Genomic DNA, 15579 nt, shown 5'->3' with positions numbered 1-15579 from the left:
CGTGCCGTCAGTGAGCAGCCGCGACCGCGGACACCTTCGACCGCCCGGCATACTGCGGCGCATGTCCACTGTCGTCGCCTTCCACGCGCATCCGGACGACGAGGTGATCCTCACCGGGGGCACACTCGCGCGGGCGTCGGCGGCCGGGCATCGCGTGGTCGTCGTCACGGCGACCGACGGGCGGATGAACAACGAAGAAGACGACACCCGGATCAACGAATTGCGTGTGAGCACAAGCATTCTCGGGGCACATCGGGTCGAATGCCTTGGCTACGCCGACAGCGGCTACGGCGCGGTCATCTACCCCGATCCACCCGGGCGGCTCAGGTTCGCGCGAGCGGACGTCGACGAGGCGGCGCAGCGGCTCGCCGAGATACTGCGCGCAGAATCCGCGGATGTGCTGATCAGCTACCAGAACAACGGCGGCTACGGCCACCGTGATCATGTGCAGGTGCATCACGTCGGCAAGCGCGCCGCTGAACTTGCGGCGACCCCGCGGGTGCTCGAGGCGACGATGCCGCGCGAGTTACTGTTGCAAGTCGGCCATCGCGCCCACCTGCTGCGACTGCCCGCACCTTACGGACCCGACATCGCCCATTGGATCGACGTCTTTCGTTTCGCGCGCCAGCAGCGAGACGCGTTCGCGGCCCACTGTTCGCAAATCGCAAGCTCCGGCCTGTCTGCGCGCGCATTCGAGCTGCTGCTTCGACTGCCAACCCAGGCGTTTGGCCTGCTCTTCCCCCGCGAGTGGTTCATAGATCCGACGTTGCCCGCGGGGACCGTGCGACACGACATCTTCGATTGAGCCGGGCCCCTGAGCGTGCGCAAATGGTCGCCTTTACCGGCGTGTCGCTGTACAGACACGCACGCTCGGCACAGGGCGAAAACTTCACCGCCGCGGCCGGGGCTGGCACCTCGGGCAGTAGAACGACGAGCGGTTCATGAACTTCTCGCGGCGGATTACCGCGCCGCAGCGCCGGCAGCTTTTCCCTTCGCGGCCATAGGCGTCCAGCGACCGGTCGAAGTAACCGGATTCGCCGTTGACGTTGACGTACAACGAATCGAACGAAGTGCCGCCGTGGGCCAGCGCATCGCGCATCACCTCCGCGGCGGCCTGCAGCACCGCCGCGAGCTGCCGGCGCGACAGCGTGGCAGCCACACGTGAGCCATGCACCTTGGCCCGCCACAGTGCTTCGTCGGCGTAGATGTTGCCGATGCCCGAGACCACGGTTTGATCCAGCAACTGACGCTTGATCTCGGAATGCTTGCGCCGCAACACCTTAACCACCGCGTCGGCGTCGAACTTCGGGTCCAGCGGATCGCGGGCCAGATGCGCGACGGGCACCGGCACCGCGCTGCCGTCGACCGTCACGAGATCCGCCAGCAGCCAACCACCGAACGTGCGCTGGTCGACGAAGCTCAATACCGTGCCGTCGTCGAGCACCGTCCCGATGCGCAGGTGCGCGGTATTCGGGACAGCACCCAGCAGCATCTGTCCGCTCATGCCGAGATGAACCACCAGGGCGGTGTCTGCCTCATCCAATGTCAGCCACAAATACTTGCCGCGACGATCGGTGCCGGTGATCCGCGCGCCAAGCAGCCGCGCGGTCAGGTCGGCCGGGCCGGCCTCGTGGCGACGCACGGCGCGGGGGTGGTGGACTCGGACCGCCGTGATCGTCTTTCCCACCACGTGGGCCTGCAAGCCGCGCCGCACCACCTCGACTTCAGGCAGTTCGGGCATCGAGATCAGGCGCTGTCGAGCGCGTTCCAGGCCGCGGCCGCTGCCTTTTGCTCCGCTTCCTTCTTGGAGCGGCCTACCCCGGTGCCGTATTCGGTGTCCATCACGACGACGACGGCGGTGAACTCCTTGTCGTGGTCGGGGCCGGTGGAGGTCACCACGTATGACGGTGCGCCCAGCCCGCGCGCCGCGGTCAGTTCCTGCAGGCTGGTTTTCCAATCCAGCCCGGCGCCCAGTGTGGGCGCGGCGTCCAGGAGCGGACCGAACAACCGCAGAATCACCTCGCGGGCCGTGTCGATGCCGTGCTGTAGGTAGATGGCACCGAGCAACGATTCCATGCCGTCGGCCAGGATGCTCGACTTGTCGGCTCCGCCGGTGTTGGCCTCACCACGGCCCAGCAGCATGTGCGCGCCGAGACCCTGATCGGTCAACTTGCGCGCCACGTCGGCTAACGCCTGGGTGTTGACGACGCTGGCTCGCAGCTTGGCTAGATCGCCTTCTGACCGGTCCGGATGGCGATGGAACAGCTCATCGGTGATGGTCAGGCCCAGGACCGCGTCACCCAGAAACTCCAGGCGCTCGTTGGTGGGCAGGCCCCCGTGCTCGTAGGCGTAGCTGCGGTGCGTCAACGCCAACGACAGCAACTCGTCGGGCAGGTCGACCCCCAGTGCGTCGAGCAGCGGCTGGTGCGGCCGCGTCACCGGTCGCCCTCAGCGGCATCGAGCAGTCCAGCCAGCTTGGCCCAGCGCGGGTCGATGAGGTCGTGGTGATGACCCACCTCAGCGGTTGCCAGCTGGATACCGCACTCAGGGCACAAGCCCGGGCAATCGGCTCGGCACACCGGCGAGAAGGGCAATTCCAACCCGACCGCGTCGATGATGGACTGCTCCAAGTCGACGGTGTCGTTGACGACCCGGCCGACCTCGTCCTCATCGGTGGTCTCGTCGGTCAGGCTGTCCGGATACGCGAACAGTTCAGTCAGGCCCACCTGCACTCGTCCGCTGACTGTCGTCAGGCAACGCGCACACTCGCCGGTCGTCGGTGCCGCCACCGTGCCGGTGACCAGCACCCCCTCAGACACTGACTCGACCCGCAGATCCAGTTCCAGCGGCGCACCGCGCTGGATTGCGATCAGCTCCACCCCGATACGGGAAGGACTGCTCACCGTGTTATGCAGCGCGAACATCGCTCCCGGACGCCGGCCCAGCCGCGCGATGTTGACAATCAGCGGCGAGACCGGCGGTCGCTGTGCCATCGAGCTGTGCTGCCTCGCCATATGCCAATCCTACGGTCCCGTAGGGTAACGGCGCGTGGCCGCCAGTGCCCGGCTCCTCCTCGGGGCCGTTCCGGCTCGCACCGCTTGAGTCAGCGGGTGGCGTAGTCGTGAGTGCCGGCGGCAGTGCGCAGTTGGTGCCGACCGCGACTTACCGAGCGCAAAGTGCCGTTGAGGTACTCCTCGAACTCGGCGAGCTTGCTGTCGACGTAGATGTCGCATTCGCCGCGCAACCGGTCGGCCTCGGCGTGCGCCGCGTCGATCAGGCGGGTGGCCTCAGCGTGGGCCGCTTGGACGACTTCCGTCTGCGACACCAGCCGTTGCTGTTCCTTGATGCCTTCCTGCACGGCCTTCTCGTAGGAGATGTTGCCGCTTTCGACCAGCCGGTCACATTCGGCCTTGGCCCGGCTGGTGCTGGCCTCGTACTCGCGTTTCGCTGAGGCCGCGATGCGGACCGCCTCTTCGCGGGCGTCGCTGACCATCCGCTCGCTGTGCTGGCGGGCCTCACTGACCATGCGGTCGGCCTGCGCCTTGGCGTCGGACAGGATCCGGTCCGCCTCGGCGCGCGCGTGGTTCACCATCGACTCCGACTCGGTAGTTGCCGAGGACACCATGGAGTCGGCGTGCGCCTTCGCCTCCTGCAGCATCGAATCGCGCGCATCGAGCACATCTTGGGCGTCGTCGAGTTCGCCGGGGATCGCATCCTTGATGTCGTCGATCAGCTCCAACACGTCGCCGCGGGGCACCACACAGCCGGCGGTCATCGGCACGCCGCGGGCTTCTTCGACAATCGCGCTAAGCTCGTCCAGCGCTTCAAACACTCGGTACACGGCAACACCCTCCCGGCATCGTTGTTGTTACCAGTGTGCCTGCTGTTGCACCTGTGACTGTGCTGCCGGGCCCGGTGTGTCGGACATTGGCCGCTCCGGAGCACTGCCGCTCACCTGCACACTCGGCGCCATTATGTCGGCCTCGCGGGATCAGCGGCAACGGCCGGGCGCTTCTGCAACAGGGTGTATACCCCGGGAGGGTACCGGAAGGGGCGTGGTTAGCATGGTGTCGGGCCGAAGCTGGTAGGAGGAGGATCTGTTGGACAGAGTGCTGAATGCGGTCGGTCACGCCTTGTCCTTGGCGGGCTCGATGACGTGGGAGATCCTCTGGGCACTGGTGTTGGGGTTCCTCTTGTCGGCGCTGGTACAGGCGGTCGTGCGCCGTTCCACGATCGTGGCCCTGCTCGGAGACGCCAGCCCCCGCACGCTGGCGGTGGCCACCGGGTTGGGCGCCGCATCATCCTCGTGTTCTTATGCCGCAGTGGCGTTGGCCCGGTCGCTGTTCCGCAAAGGCGCAGAGTTCACCGCTGCCATGGCATTCGAAATCGGCTCTACCAATCTCGTTGCTGAATTAGGCATCATCTTGGCGCTGCTGATGGGTTGGCAGTTCACCGCGGCCGAATTCGTGGGCGGCCCGCTGATGATCGTGATCTTGGCTGTGTTGTTCCGGCTGTTCGTACGCTCGCGGCTCATCGACGCCGCGCGGCAGCAGGCCGAGCGTGGTGTCGCCGGTGTGATGGAAGGCCATGCCGCGATGGACATGTCCGTCCAAGGCGAAGGTTCGTTTTGGCGGCGGCTGTTTTCGCCTCAGGGCTTTACCTCGGTCTCACATGTATTCGCCATGGAATGGGCGGCGATCCTGCGCGACCTTGTGCTCGGGCTGTTGATCGCCGGCGCCATCGCAGCCTGGGTGCCCGAATCATTCTGGCAGGCTTTCTTTTTCACCCATCATCCGATTTTGTCAGGCCTGTGGGGACCGATTGTGGGACCCTTTGTGGCCATCGCATCGTTTGTCTGCTCGATCGGCAATGTGCCACTGGCCGCAGTGCTGTGGAACGGAGGCATAAGTTTCGGCGGTGTGGTCGCATTCATCTTCGCAGACTTGCTGATCCTGCCCATCCTGAACATTTACCGGAAGTACTACGGCACAGCGATGATGCTGACGCTGCTGGGCACGTTTTACGCATCGATGGTCGCCGCAGGCTACCTCGTCGAATTACTATTCAGCGCAGCGCATTTGGTCCCCCATCACCGCAATGCCACTGTGATGCATGCTGGAATATCGTGGAACTACACGACGTGGCTGAACATTGTGTTTGTCGCCATCGCCGCGATTCTGGTTGTGAGATTCGTGACCACTGGCGGCGTGCCGATGCTTCGTATGATGGGCGGCTCTCCCGACGCAGAACACGATCACGGGCAGCACAATCACTGCCACTAGCGTCCAAATCGGCCTGTAGCACAGCTTCTTTCACGCGTTTTGCGCGCTGGCGTCGATGTTGGCGACGCCCCGCTAGCTGTTGTGTGCGCGTAGCTTTTCGGCCAGCCGGCGGTTCACCGGTTCGGGAAGCAGCTCGGACACGTCACCGCCGAGCATCGCCACCTCTTTGGCCAGTGACGATGACACGAACGAATACCGCGGCGTGGTCGCCACGAAAAACGTGTCGACACCCGCGATGTGTTTGTTCATCTGCGCCATCTGCAGCTCGTATTCGAAGTCGGTGCCGGTGCGCAGGCCTTTGACGATGGCGGTCATGCCGCGAGCCCTGACGAAGTCGACGACCAGGCCTTCCCCGGCTTCCACCCGCAAATTGGGCAGGTGCGTCGTCGACTCGTTGATCATCGCGATCCGCTCGTCGAGCTCGAACATGCTCTTTTTCGCGGGGTTGACGAGGATGGCGACGACCACTTCGTCGAACTGCGCGGAGGCGCGTTCGAAGATGTCGATGTGGCCCAGCGTCACCGGGTCGAACGATCCCGGGCATACCGCGCCACTCATGTGCGCCGCTCCTGTTCTTCACGGCGCTTTGCATCGTCGCCGGCGGTCATGACCGATGACGGTAGCAAAAGCTCCTCAGCTCTTAGCGCCGCTCAGTTCGGCGAGTTCCAGCCGGGTGTCGCCGTAAATCCGGTGCGGCCAGGCCAGCCAGCGGGCCGGCCATGTCAGCGGCGAACTGGTGGCGGCGCGCTCGACTGCCGCCACGGTTCCCGGACCCGCCCAGCCATGCGCGGTCAAAGTAGCCAGCACAGACTCGATTTCAGCGGTGTCGACGTCATAGGGCGGATCTGCCAGCACCAGGTCCACAGGGTGGTCCGCATCAGCGGCCACGGCTGACGCCACGGTGCTGCGGTGCAGCGTCGCACCGGGCAGGCCGACGGTCTCGATGTTGCGGGCGAGCACCGCCGCCGTTCGCCGATCCGACTCGACGAACAGCGCCGAGGCGGCTCCACGTGATAACGCCTCCAGCCCGAGCGCGCCGGAACCCGCGTACAGGTCGAGCACCGACAAGCCGGTCAAATCGAGCCGCGCGGCCAAGATATTGAACAAGGACTCGCGCACCCGGTCAGTAGTCGGTCTTGTTCCGCGCGGCAGCACCGCGAGACGCCGCCCGCGGGCGGCACCGGCAATGATGCGTGTCAGTTCACCACCACCAGCAGGCCACGCCCTTGTCGTCGAGCTAGACGAGTGTCGACCAGTAGTCCCAGAACCGAACCAGGATCAGCAAGATGACCGCGGTGAACCACAGCACGGTGATCGACCACCGCCAACGGTAAAGCGTGCGCCCCGCCGCGCTGGCAGTCTCGGCGGCGCGAAATGCGATCGACGCCACCACCACCAACAGGGGGACCGTGACCGCCCACACCACCATGCAATACGGGCACAACGCGCCGATGCGATACAGGCTCTGGAATATCAGCCAGTGCACGAACACGACACCGGCCAGTGTCCCGGCTGCTAGGCCGATCCAATACCATTGCGGCAGAGGTATTTTCGTCACAGCCAGCACACCGGTCACGACCACCACGGTAAACGCGGCGATGCCGATCAGCGGATTCGGAAAGCCCAGCACCGACGCCTGAGCCGTTGCCATCACCGATCCGCACGACACCACCGGGTTGAAGTTGCACGACGGTACATACGACGGATTGGTCAGGATCTTGACCTTCTCAATCGTCAGCGTCACCGACGCGACGAAGCCGATGACCCCGGCAATCAGCACCCACCACGCGCTGGGCAACGGCACCGAGACCGAGGGGCTCGCCAGATCGCCGGCCGGCCGTGCGGGTTGCGCCGACACCGCGACGCTCACGACGCGGCTGGAGCGGCAGCCGTGTCGAGGCCAGGGACGTCGCCGACGATTTCTTTGATCTTGGCGACCAGCGCCTGCGGCGTCGACGGTTGGTAGTCCTGACCGTTGATGCGGATCGTCGGGGTGGCGTGAATGCCGGTGGCCGACGCCATGCCGTCGATTGTCGGGACGTACTTACCGCTGTTGACGCAGTCGGGGACCTTGCCGGCCGCACCGGCTTCGCGGGCGATCTCGATCAACTTCGCGTTGTCGGGAAATGTCGAGCCGGTTTCGGAAGGCTGCAGGTCCTTGGTGAACAACGCGGTGTGGAAGCGCCGGAACGCATCGATGGATTCGTCGGCGACGCAGTAGGCCGCCGCACCGGCTCGCGACGAATAGTTGTCGTTGCGGGCGCTGTCGAGAATGCCGACCATGTAGTAGTCGGCGGCAATAGCGCCGCTGTCGATGAGTCTGGACACGGTCGGGCCGAACGTCCGCTCGAAGTTGCCGCAGGCCGGGCACAGGAAATCCTCGTAGAAGGCCACGACCGCTTTGGGGTCTTTGGTTCCGTCCTTGGTGACCAGCCTGCTCGACGTCACCCGCACCGGCTTGCCGGACGAAGGTTTGTGGCCGTGGGCCATCACGATATAGAGCACCAGGCCGACCGCGAAGAGCACCACAATTGCGGTGAGCCCGATCTGGATGAGCAGATTGCGCCTGCGGTCGGCGCTCTTCAAGTCGTAGCGCGCGGGGCGGTTAGCTTTGGCCACAGATTTGCTGATCCTCACCCTCGATGGTCGGCGATAGCGCCTCTAGAGTACCGACGTCTGGGTCAGACTCGGCTGAGGTGGGCGCGCAGCGCCGAGACCAGCTCTGCAGTGGCCACGGCGCTACCGCCACCGAGCGGGAACAGGTTGCCGAAGGCGTGCGTCAACGACCCGAAGCACCGCAGGTCGACGGGGTTTCCGGCAGCTCGCAGCGCGGTCGCGTATTGCTCGCCTTCGTCGCGTAGCGGATCGAAACCCGCAATCGCGATCAACGCGGGCGGTAGGTCCGAGAGGTTGTCGGCCAGCAACGGCGACACCCGCGGATCCGTCGGCTCGACATCAGACGCCCCCAGGTATTGCTGTGTGAACCAGTCCATGTCGTGCTTGGTCAGGATGAAACCGTCGGCGAACAGGGACATCGAACGGGTCCGGGCGGTGAAGTCGGTGCGTGGGTAGATGAGCCACTGCAGCACAGGCATCGGGCCGCCATCATTGCGGGCCAGCTGCGACACGACCGCCGCCAGGTTGCCGCCCGCGCTGTCACCACCGACGACAATCTTGTCCGGCATCGCGCCGAGTTCTGCGCCGTGTTCATGGGCCCAGCGAAACGCCGCGTAGGCGTCGTCGATGGCAGCCAGAGCGGGGTGTTCGGGGGCCAGCCGGTAGTCGATCGACAGCACATGGATGTCGCCGTCACGGCACGTCAACCGGCACAGCGCGTCATGGGTGTCCAGGTCGCCGATCACCCAGCCGCCGCCGTGGTAGAAGACCAGCAACGGCGCGGGATCGACGCTCGCGGGGCGGTAGTGCCGAACCGGAATGTCGCCAGCCGGTCCGGGTATTGATATGTCGCTCACCGCGACGTGGATCTGCGGGCCGCCGAAAGCGACGGCGACCTCGCGCGCCTGGATGCGGGAGGCGTGGGGATCGTCGTGGACGACCAAGCCGTTGATGCCGACGGCCCTCTGCGCGGCCAAGAGCAATTGCAGGGTGGGGTCGAGCGTGTTGCCGTCGATGATGACCGAGCGACCCCCGGACAGTATTCGCTTGGCGCCGTTGGGAATCCACGGAATGACCTTCAGCCCGGCAGTGGTGGCAGTGCTCTGCAAGCGAGCCGACCACCGGGCCGGAGATCGTAGCGCTCCCAGATGAAGGTCACGCGCGCCTGGCAGACTTTTCGGCATGGCTGCTCCCTTAGTCACGCTGAACGACGGTAATTCGATCCCCCTGGTCGGGTTCGGCGTTTTCAAGGTTCCACCCGCAGACACCGAACAGGCTGTGCGCGCCGCCTTGCAGGCCGGCTACCGGCACATCGACACCGCGGCAATGTACAACAACGAACGTGAGACCGGTCTGGCGGTCGCAGAATCCGGCATACCCCGCGACGAGATTTATCTGGTTACCAAGCTGTGGAACGCTGACCAAGGCTACGACCGCACCCTGGCGGCGTTCGACGCCAGTATCGAACGACTCGGGGTCGATTACCTGGATCTGTATCTGATCCACTGGCCAATGCCTTCGCAGGGCAAGTTCGTCGACACCTTCAAGGCGTTCGCGCACTTGCGCGACCAGGGCCGAATCCGCTCGATCGGGGTCAGCAACTTCGAGCCTGAGCATCTGAAAGTCCTCATCGATGCCACCGGCATCGTCCCTGCTGTCAATCAGGTCGAGCTGCATCCGCGGTTTCCTCAGACCGCACTGCGGGAAGTGCACGCCCAGCTCGGCATCGCCACCGAGGCGTGGGCTCCGCTCGGACAGGGCTCGTTGCTGACTCATCCGACGGTCACCGCAGTGGCGGAAGCCTGTAACCGGACACCTGCCCAGGTGTTGATTAGGTGGCATATCCAACTCGGTAATATCGTGATCCCCAAGTCGGTGAACCCTGAACGGATTGCGAGTAATTTCGAAGTGTTCGATTTTGAACTCAGTGCCGACGAGATGGCGTCGATCTCCTCGCTCGACGACGGACAACGGCTTGGCCCAGATCCACGAACCTTCAATTTCACAGGCAGGTGAATGACGTGACTGGCGAGTCGGGCGCCACCGTTCCTTCCATAACACTCAATGACGAGAACACGATGCCGGTGCTCGGCCTCGGGGTCGCTGAACTGTCCGACGCTGAAACGGAGCGTGCAGTATCAGCGGCGCTGGAAATCGGCTGCCGGCTGATCGATACCGCAGCGGTATACGGCAACGAAGCTGCAGTCGGGCGCGCCATTGCAGCATCCGGGATTCCCCGGGCCGAAATTTTCGTCACGACCAAGTTGGCCACTTCGGACCAGGGGTTCACCAGCTCGCAAGAAGCTTGCAAGGCAAGCCTGGAGCGGCTCAGCCTGGATTATGTTGACCTCTACCTGATCCATTGGCCGGCCGCGCAGCTCGGCAAATACGTGGACAGCTTCGGCGGCATGATCCAGGTCCGCGGCGACTGCTACGCCAAGTCGATCGGCGTGTCGAACTTCACCGAGGAGCATGTGTCGACGGTCATCGACCTGAGCTTTTACACGCCGGCGGTCAACCAGATCGAGTTGCACCCGCTGCTCAACCAGGACGAGCTGCGCAAGGCCAACGCGCAGCACAATGTGGTCACCCAGGCCTACAGTCCGCTGGCCCTGGGCCGGCTGCTGGACAACCCGACGGTGACATCCATCGCCGCCGAGTACAGCCGGACACCGGCGCAGGTGTTACTGCGGTGGAACGTGCAATTGGGCAATTCGGTGATCTTCCGCTCCGGCAAGCCGGAACGCATCGCAAGCAATTTGGACATCTTCGACTTCGAGTTGGCGGCCGAGCACATGGACCTCCTCAATGGGCTCAACGACGGCACCCGGGTGCGCGAAGACCCGCTGACATACACGGGGATGTAGCCCCGCGAGCAGACGCAAAAGCCCCTATCTGGGGCAGCTTTCGGGTGCTTTTGCGTCTGCTCGCGCTTACAAGCGTTATCCCGCCGGACAGGTAGCCGCAGCCCGTCGCAACGTGTCGGCGGATGGTTGGTCGACGGGCAGCGCATAGCCGCGCAGAACGGCGATGTACTGTACGGCGTACTGGCACCAGAACGCGGTATTGGGCGGCATCCAGAGGGCCGGTTGGGAATCGGCCTTGTCTTCGTTTGCCTGTCCCGAGACGGCCAGCAGATTGGCCGGATCATTGGCGAAGCGCAGCCGCTGGGGATACGGCCAGTCGTAAGCCCCCATGTCCCAGGCGTAGGCCAGCGGGACGATGTGGTCGATCTGCACCGACGCGCCGACCCGGGCGCCGCGCTGAAAGTTGATGGTGGCGTTGGTGTACGGGTCGTGCAGCGTGCCGGTCGCGACAGCGTCGGGGCAGCGTTTGATCGCCACATAGGTTTTGTCGACAAGGTCGCGGTTGAGGATGTCGTCGCGGGTGTCGCAGCCGTTGTGCCCGAGCGGTGCGTCGTTGTCGTCGTCCCAGGCGTCGCCGAATGCCGCTCGACGGTAGTCGTAGCGATGGATTCTGGCTGGCACCACGGTGATTCCGGCCAGCACGTCGGCGCCCGGTTGCACCGTCGGAACGTCGGCGCGCGCGGCGAACTCATCCGCGCGCTGTCCCGCCGAGGATGCCACCACCTGGTACGCGACCACCACCGCGAGCACAGCGAGTGTCGACAGCCACAGCAATACTTTCTTGTTCATGCTTTGTCCAGGTACTCGATACGTTCGGTAGTGGTGAACGGCGCTGCGAGCAGCGTCAATCCGGGATGGCCGGGGTTCTCGTCATACATTTGCTCGCACACGTCGCGCGCGGTTTCGATCAGTTCCTGATGCTCGGCCAGCGACAGCAGCCGCAATGTGATCGGCCGGCCAGACTGGCTGCGGCCCAACACATCTCCTTCTCTGCGCTCTTTGAGATCCAAATCAGCCAATGCGAACCCGTCGAGGGTTCCCGCGACTGCGCGCAGGCGCTCGCCTGCCCGTGAATTCGGCGACATCCAGCTCGCCAAAAGACACACGCTCGAGTGAGCGCCACGACCGATGCGGCCGCGCAGTTGATGCAATTGGCTGATACCGAACCGGTCGGCGTCAACCACCAGCATCACGGTGGCGTTGGACACGTCGACGCCCACTTCGATGACGGTGGTGCACACCAGAACGTCGATCTCGCCGGCGCGAAACGCCGCCATGACCGCATCCTTCTCATCAGCTGGCAGCCGCCCGTGCATGAGACCCAGCCGCAGGCCGGCCAATTCATTGCGGCGGAGCCGGGCGAAGAGGTCCACCGCGGTCGCCGAGGGCCGACCGCCCTCTTCGGTCTGCCCCGGATCATCGGACTCGTCGATCCGCGGCGCGACCACGTAGGCCTGGCGTCCGGCCGATGCCTCTTCGATGATGCGCCGCCAAGCGCGCTCCAGCCATGCCGGCTTTTCCTTGACAAAGATTGCGGTCGTCGCGATCGGCTGACGGCCCCGCGGAAGTTCGCGCAAGGTCGAGGTTTCCAAGTCGCCGTAGACGGTGAGCGCGACGGTTCGCGGTATCGGAGTCGCCGTCATCACCAATAGATGCGGTGTAATCCCCGCAGGAGCCTTGGCGCGCAATTGATCTCGCTGCTCTACCCCAAACCGGTGCTGTTCGTCGACTACTACCATGCCCAGGCGGTGAAACTCCACCCCGCCTTGCAGCAGGGCATGCGTGCCGACGGCGATTCCCACCTGCCCACTAGCGATGTCGGCATACACCTGTTTCTTCTGCGCCGGCGACATAGAACCGGTCAGCAACGCCACCCGGGTGGCGTTGTCGGCACCACCTAACTGCCCGCCCATCGCCAGCGGCCCGAGCACATCGCGGATCGATCGAACATGTTGGGCCGCAAGCACTTCTGTCGGAGCCAACAGCGCACACTGGTAGCCGGCGTCGACCATCTGCAGCATCGCCAACACCGACACGATCGTCTTGCCGGAGCCGACTTCGCCCTGCAGCAGCCGGTTCATCGGACGGCTGGCGGCAAGCTCGTCACGCAGCACGTCGAGTACCTCACGCTGGCCCGTGGTGAGTTCGAACGGCAACTGCCGCAAGAGTTTTTCGGCCAGCCCGTCGGATCGATGGGGCGCTGCCGGCCCGGATTCGGACAGTTCGCCGTGCCGGCGAGTTACCAGTGCCCACTGCAGACCGACGGCTTCGTCGAAAGTCAGCCGCTCACGGGCACGTTGGCGTTCTGTCTCGCTTTCAGCCAGATGGATCGCTCGCAGCGCCTGATCCTCGGAGATCAGGCCGCGGCTGACGCACACCGCCTCCGGCAGCGGGTCCGGCACCGGGTCGAGCACCGCGAGCACCTGGCGCACACATCTGTAGATGTCCCAGCTTTGCACTTTCGTGCTGGCCGGATAGATCGGGTAAAAGGCCCGCTCGAACGCCGACTGCAGCACCTCACCGCTGACTTTCTTCGAGGCGTCGGCGATCATGCGCAGCGACCTGCTGCCGTGGTCCTTGCCATCGGCAGAATCGAGCACCAAGAAATCCGGATGCGTGAGCTGCATGGTGCCGCGGAAATAGCCCACCTCGCCGGACAGCATGATGCGGGTTCCTTCGGTGAGCTGCTCGATGAACCACTTCTTGGCGTGGAAGAACGTGGCGGTCACCCTGCTTCGGCCAGACCCGATCGTGATGACCAGATACTTGTCTTTGGGTTTCTTTTTCATCGGCCGTACCGCCGCCCCGCTGATGGTGTCGACGAGCGTGATGTGTTCGCCCTCCGGCGGCCGCTCGTCGCCGACACCGCGCACCGTCGCACCTTCGACGTAGCCGCGCGGATAGTGGCGCAGCAGGTCGTCGACGGTGCGGATGCCGAATGCGTCCTCGAGCGGGTCGGCCGATTTGGCGCCGAGGATGAAATCGAGCCGGTCGGTCAACACCGCCACGGCTACTCGACCCCGATCAACAGTGCGTCGCCGCGATGCCCGGTGCGGTAGCTCACCAGCTCACTGCCCGGATGATGGTCGTGGACATGGCCTTCCAGCGTGGATTCGACGGCGTCGGCGTCCCCGTCGGCGCCGACCAACACCGTCACCAGTTCCCCGCCGGCGGCCAGCAACAGATCGACCAGGCCGGTCGCCGCCGCGCCGATGTCCTCGGCGACGATCAACACCTCGTCGCCGGCGATGCCCAGGCCGTCGCCGGGCTTGCACGGGCCGGCAAAAGTCAGGGCCTGCTCGGTCGCGATGCGCACCGAGCCGTGCCGAGCAGCGCCTGCTGCGCGGGCCATGGTGTAGCCGTCGTCGACTGCCTGCCGGTCGGGGTCGTGTACGGCGAGGGCGGCCAGTCCCTGCACCATCGATCCCGTCGGCAGCGGCACCACGTCGATGCCCCAGCCAATGGCAGCGGTACAGCCGGCCACGAGTTCTTCTGCGGCCACATAGCCGTTGGGTAACAGCATTACCTGGGCGGCGCCGGTATCCACCAGCGCACGCAACAGCTGCTGTGCGGTGACCGCCGTGGTCGGGTCGGCTGCCTGCGGGTCGGGTCGCAGGACGCACGCGCCCTCGCCGGTGAAAAGCTCCGCGGCGCCGTCCCCGTCGACGACGGCCAGCACGGCGCGCTCCCGCGCCCAGCTGCCCGGCGGCAATCCGGTCCCGCCGCCCGCCAGCGCCGAGATCTGGATCCGCCGCGGTGTACCGAACGCCAGACCGGCTTCCACGGCCGCACCGGCGTCATTGGTGTGCACGTGCACCGAGTAGCCGCCGACCGCGTCGGAGGCGGAGGCCGCGATGGCTACGGATTCGCCGAGTTGACCGAGCCGATCGCGCAGCGCGTCGGCGCCGGCGGCGTCGCAACCGCCCAGGAAATACATCACCTCGAACTGCGGGCCCCGGGGCTCTGCGGCCACATCGGCGGGTGGCTGCCGCGGCGCCGGCTCGTACACCGTCCGAACCGGCGCGCGTCCGGTGATGGTCGCGCTGAGCGCGTCGAGAAGCACCAGCAGGCCCCGGCCGCCCGCGTCCACCACCCCCGCATCGGCGAGCACGCCCAGCTGCTCAGGAGTTTTCTCCAGCGCGACCACCGCGGCGTCACATGCGGCCATCACCGCCCGTGCCAGGCCCTCTCCGTTGTTCGCGCACTCCTCGACCGCGCGGGCCGCGGCCTGCAGCACCGAGACGATGGTGCCGGCGACCTCTTGCCCGCCCATCGAGCCGACGACCAGGCCCACGCCGCGCCGCAGCGCAGCCCCCAGGATGTCGGCGTCGATGTCGCGCAGCTCACCACCGGCCTTTTTGGCCGCAGTGGCGGTGACATCGGCGATGCCTCGCAGGATTTGCGACAGGATCACGCCGGAGTTGCCGCGCGCGCCGTGCAAAGCGCCGGCCGACAGGGCTGCCGCCACCCGGGCCACGTCGCCGAGGCTGTCGTCTGTGTCGGCCTCCGCCAGTGCCGAGCGCATGGTGAACAGCATGTTGGTGCCGGTGTCGGCATCGGCGATGGGGAACACGTTGAGGCGGTTGATCTCGTCGATGTGGGAGATCAGGTCGCTGACGGCGGTGTGCGCCCAGTCGCGCAGCGCGGATGCGTCCAGAAGACGATCCGCCTGAGCCGCATCGGACACCACCTCGCCCACCTCCTCCGGTGGCGCCAGCCTAACGAGTAACGACGACAGCACTGGTCATACCGTATCGGCGCTGTTCATGGTTTTGGCGCTTCGCCACTGCGCCGGTTATCCTGGCCAGGTCGTC

Annotated in this window: 16 protein-coding genes; 4 read left to right on the top strand and 12 right to left on the bottom strand. The window is 65.4% G+C overall.

Going from position 1 to position 15579, the window contains the following annotated elements:
• The first annotated feature begins 61 nt into the window (after positions 1–61).
• Entirely contained in the window at positions 62–805 is a 744-nt protein-coding gene (locus G6N15_RS15735; protein ID WP_083088134.1) for a PIG-L deacetylase family protein, read from the top strand.
• Positions 806–889: 84 nt separating this feature from the next.
• On the opposite strand, the gene mutM is transcribed toward G6N15_RS15735, so the two are convergent.
• The 4 genes from mutM to sepIVA form a co-directional block, all read right to left on the bottom strand.
• The gene (mutM, locus tag G6N15_RS15730; protein WP_083088133.1) at positions 890–1741 is read right to left on the bottom strand and encodes a DNA-formamidopyrimidine glycosylase; all 852 of its coding nucleotides are present in this window, start codon (positions 1739–1741) and stop codon (positions 890–892) included.
• Positions 1742–1746: 5 nt separating this feature from the next.
• Entirely contained in the window at positions 1747–2439 is a 693-nt protein-coding gene (gene rnc, locus G6N15_RS15725) for a ribonuclease III (RefSeq protein WP_083088132.1), read from the bottom strand.
• Complete coding sequence (locus tag G6N15_RS15720) at positions 2436–3014, bottom strand: YceD family protein (protein WP_083088131.1); 579 nt, start codon at positions 3012–3014, stop codon at positions 2436–2438. Before G6N15_RS15720 ends, rnc begins: the two co-directional genes overlap by 4 nt.
• 89 nt (positions 3015–3103) lie before the next feature.
• On the bottom strand, positions 3104–3841 hold the full coding sequence (gene sepIVA, locus G6N15_RS15715; protein WP_083088130.1) for a cell division protein SepIVA: 738 nt from the start codon (positions 3839–3841) through the stop codon (positions 3104–3106).
• A gap of 259 nt (positions 3842–4100) precedes the next feature.
• On the opposite strand from sepIVA, the gene G6N15_RS15710 reads away from it, so the two are divergent.
• On the top strand, positions 4101–5282 hold the full coding sequence (locus G6N15_RS15710; protein ID WP_372506550.1) for a permease: 1182 nt from the start codon (positions 4101–4103) through the stop codon (positions 5280–5282).
• Between the two features lie 72 nt (positions 5283–5354).
• Here G6N15_RS15710 and coaD read toward each other — a convergent pair whose 3' ends face one another.
• From coaD to G6N15_RS15685, 5 genes are all read right to left on the bottom strand, one after another.
• Entirely contained in the window at positions 5355–5840 is a 486-nt protein-coding gene (gene coaD, locus G6N15_RS15705) for a pantetheine-phosphate adenylyltransferase (RefSeq protein WP_083088128.1), read from the bottom strand.
• Positions 5841–5915: 75 nt separating this feature from the next.
• Positions 5916–6482 carry a 16S rRNA (guanine(966)-N(2))-methyltransferase RsmD gene (gene rsmD, locus G6N15_RS15700; protein WP_083088127.1) on the bottom strand — a complete coding sequence of 189 codons (567 nt, stop codon included), beginning with the start codon at positions 6480–6482 and terminating at the stop codon, positions 5916–5918.
• A gap of 37 nt (positions 6483–6519) precedes the next feature.
• Complete coding sequence (locus tag G6N15_RS15695) at positions 6520–7152, bottom strand: vitamin K epoxide reductase family protein (RefSeq protein ID WP_083088126.1); 633 nt, start codon at positions 7150–7152, stop codon at positions 6520–6522.
• Positions 7149–7919, bottom strand: coding sequence for a DsbA family protein (locus G6N15_RS15690; RefSeq protein ID WP_232070247.1), 771 nt, complete (start codon positions 7917–7919; stop codon positions 7149–7151). Before G6N15_RS15690 ends, G6N15_RS15695 begins: the two co-directional genes overlap by 4 nt.
• 44 nt (positions 7920–7963) lie before the next feature.
• Entirely contained in the window at positions 7964–9082 is a 1119-nt protein-coding gene (locus G6N15_RS15685) for an alpha/beta hydrolase (RefSeq protein ID WP_083088124.1), read from the bottom strand.
• Here G6N15_RS15685 and G6N15_RS15680 point away from each other — a divergent pair.
• Positions 9081–9914, top strand: coding sequence for an aldo/keto reductase (locus G6N15_RS15680; protein ID WP_083088123.1), 834 nt, complete (start codon positions 9081–9083; stop codon positions 9912–9914). The genes G6N15_RS15685 and G6N15_RS15680 overlap by 2 nt on opposite strands.
• Positions 9915–9919: 5 nt before the next feature.
• Positions 9920–10765: an aldo/keto reductase gene (locus G6N15_RS15675; protein ID WP_139797858.1), complete on the top strand. Its 846-nt coding sequence runs from the start codon at positions 9920–9922 to the stop codon at positions 10763–10765.
• Positions 10766–10840: 75 nt separating this feature from the next.
• Here the strand turns inward: G6N15_RS15675 and G6N15_RS15670 are convergent, their stop codons facing one another.
• From G6N15_RS15670 to G6N15_RS15660, 3 genes are read right to left on the bottom strand one after another with little or no spacing between them, the layout of a single operon-like run.
• Positions 10841–11554 (bottom strand): HNH endonuclease family protein, encoded by a 714-nt coding sequence (locus tag G6N15_RS15670; RefSeq protein WP_083088122.1) that lies wholly within the window; start codon positions 11552–11554, stop codon positions 10841–10843.
• A complete protein-coding gene (recG, locus tag G6N15_RS15665; protein WP_083088121.1) occupies positions 11551–13773 on the bottom strand; it encodes an ATP-dependent DNA helicase RecG in 2223 nt (740 codons plus the stop codon). The genes G6N15_RS15670 and recG overlap by 4 nt, the downstream gene beginning before the upstream one ends.
• 2 nt (positions 13774–13775) lie before the next feature.
• Complete coding sequence (locus tag G6N15_RS15660) at positions 13776–15422, bottom strand: DAK2 domain-containing protein (protein WP_179961832.1); 1647 nt, start codon at positions 15420–15422, stop codon at positions 13776–13778.
• Positions 15423–15579 lie beyond the last annotated feature (157 nt).

This window comes from Mycobacterium noviomagense (assembly GCF_010731635.1).
Classification (GTDB): domain Bacteria; phylum Actinomycetota; class Actinomycetes; order Mycobacteriales; family Mycobacteriaceae; genus Mycobacterium; species Mycobacterium noviomagense.
Note: the sequence above shows the minus strand (reverse complement) of the source record. Positions and strands in the feature narration are given on the sequence as shown.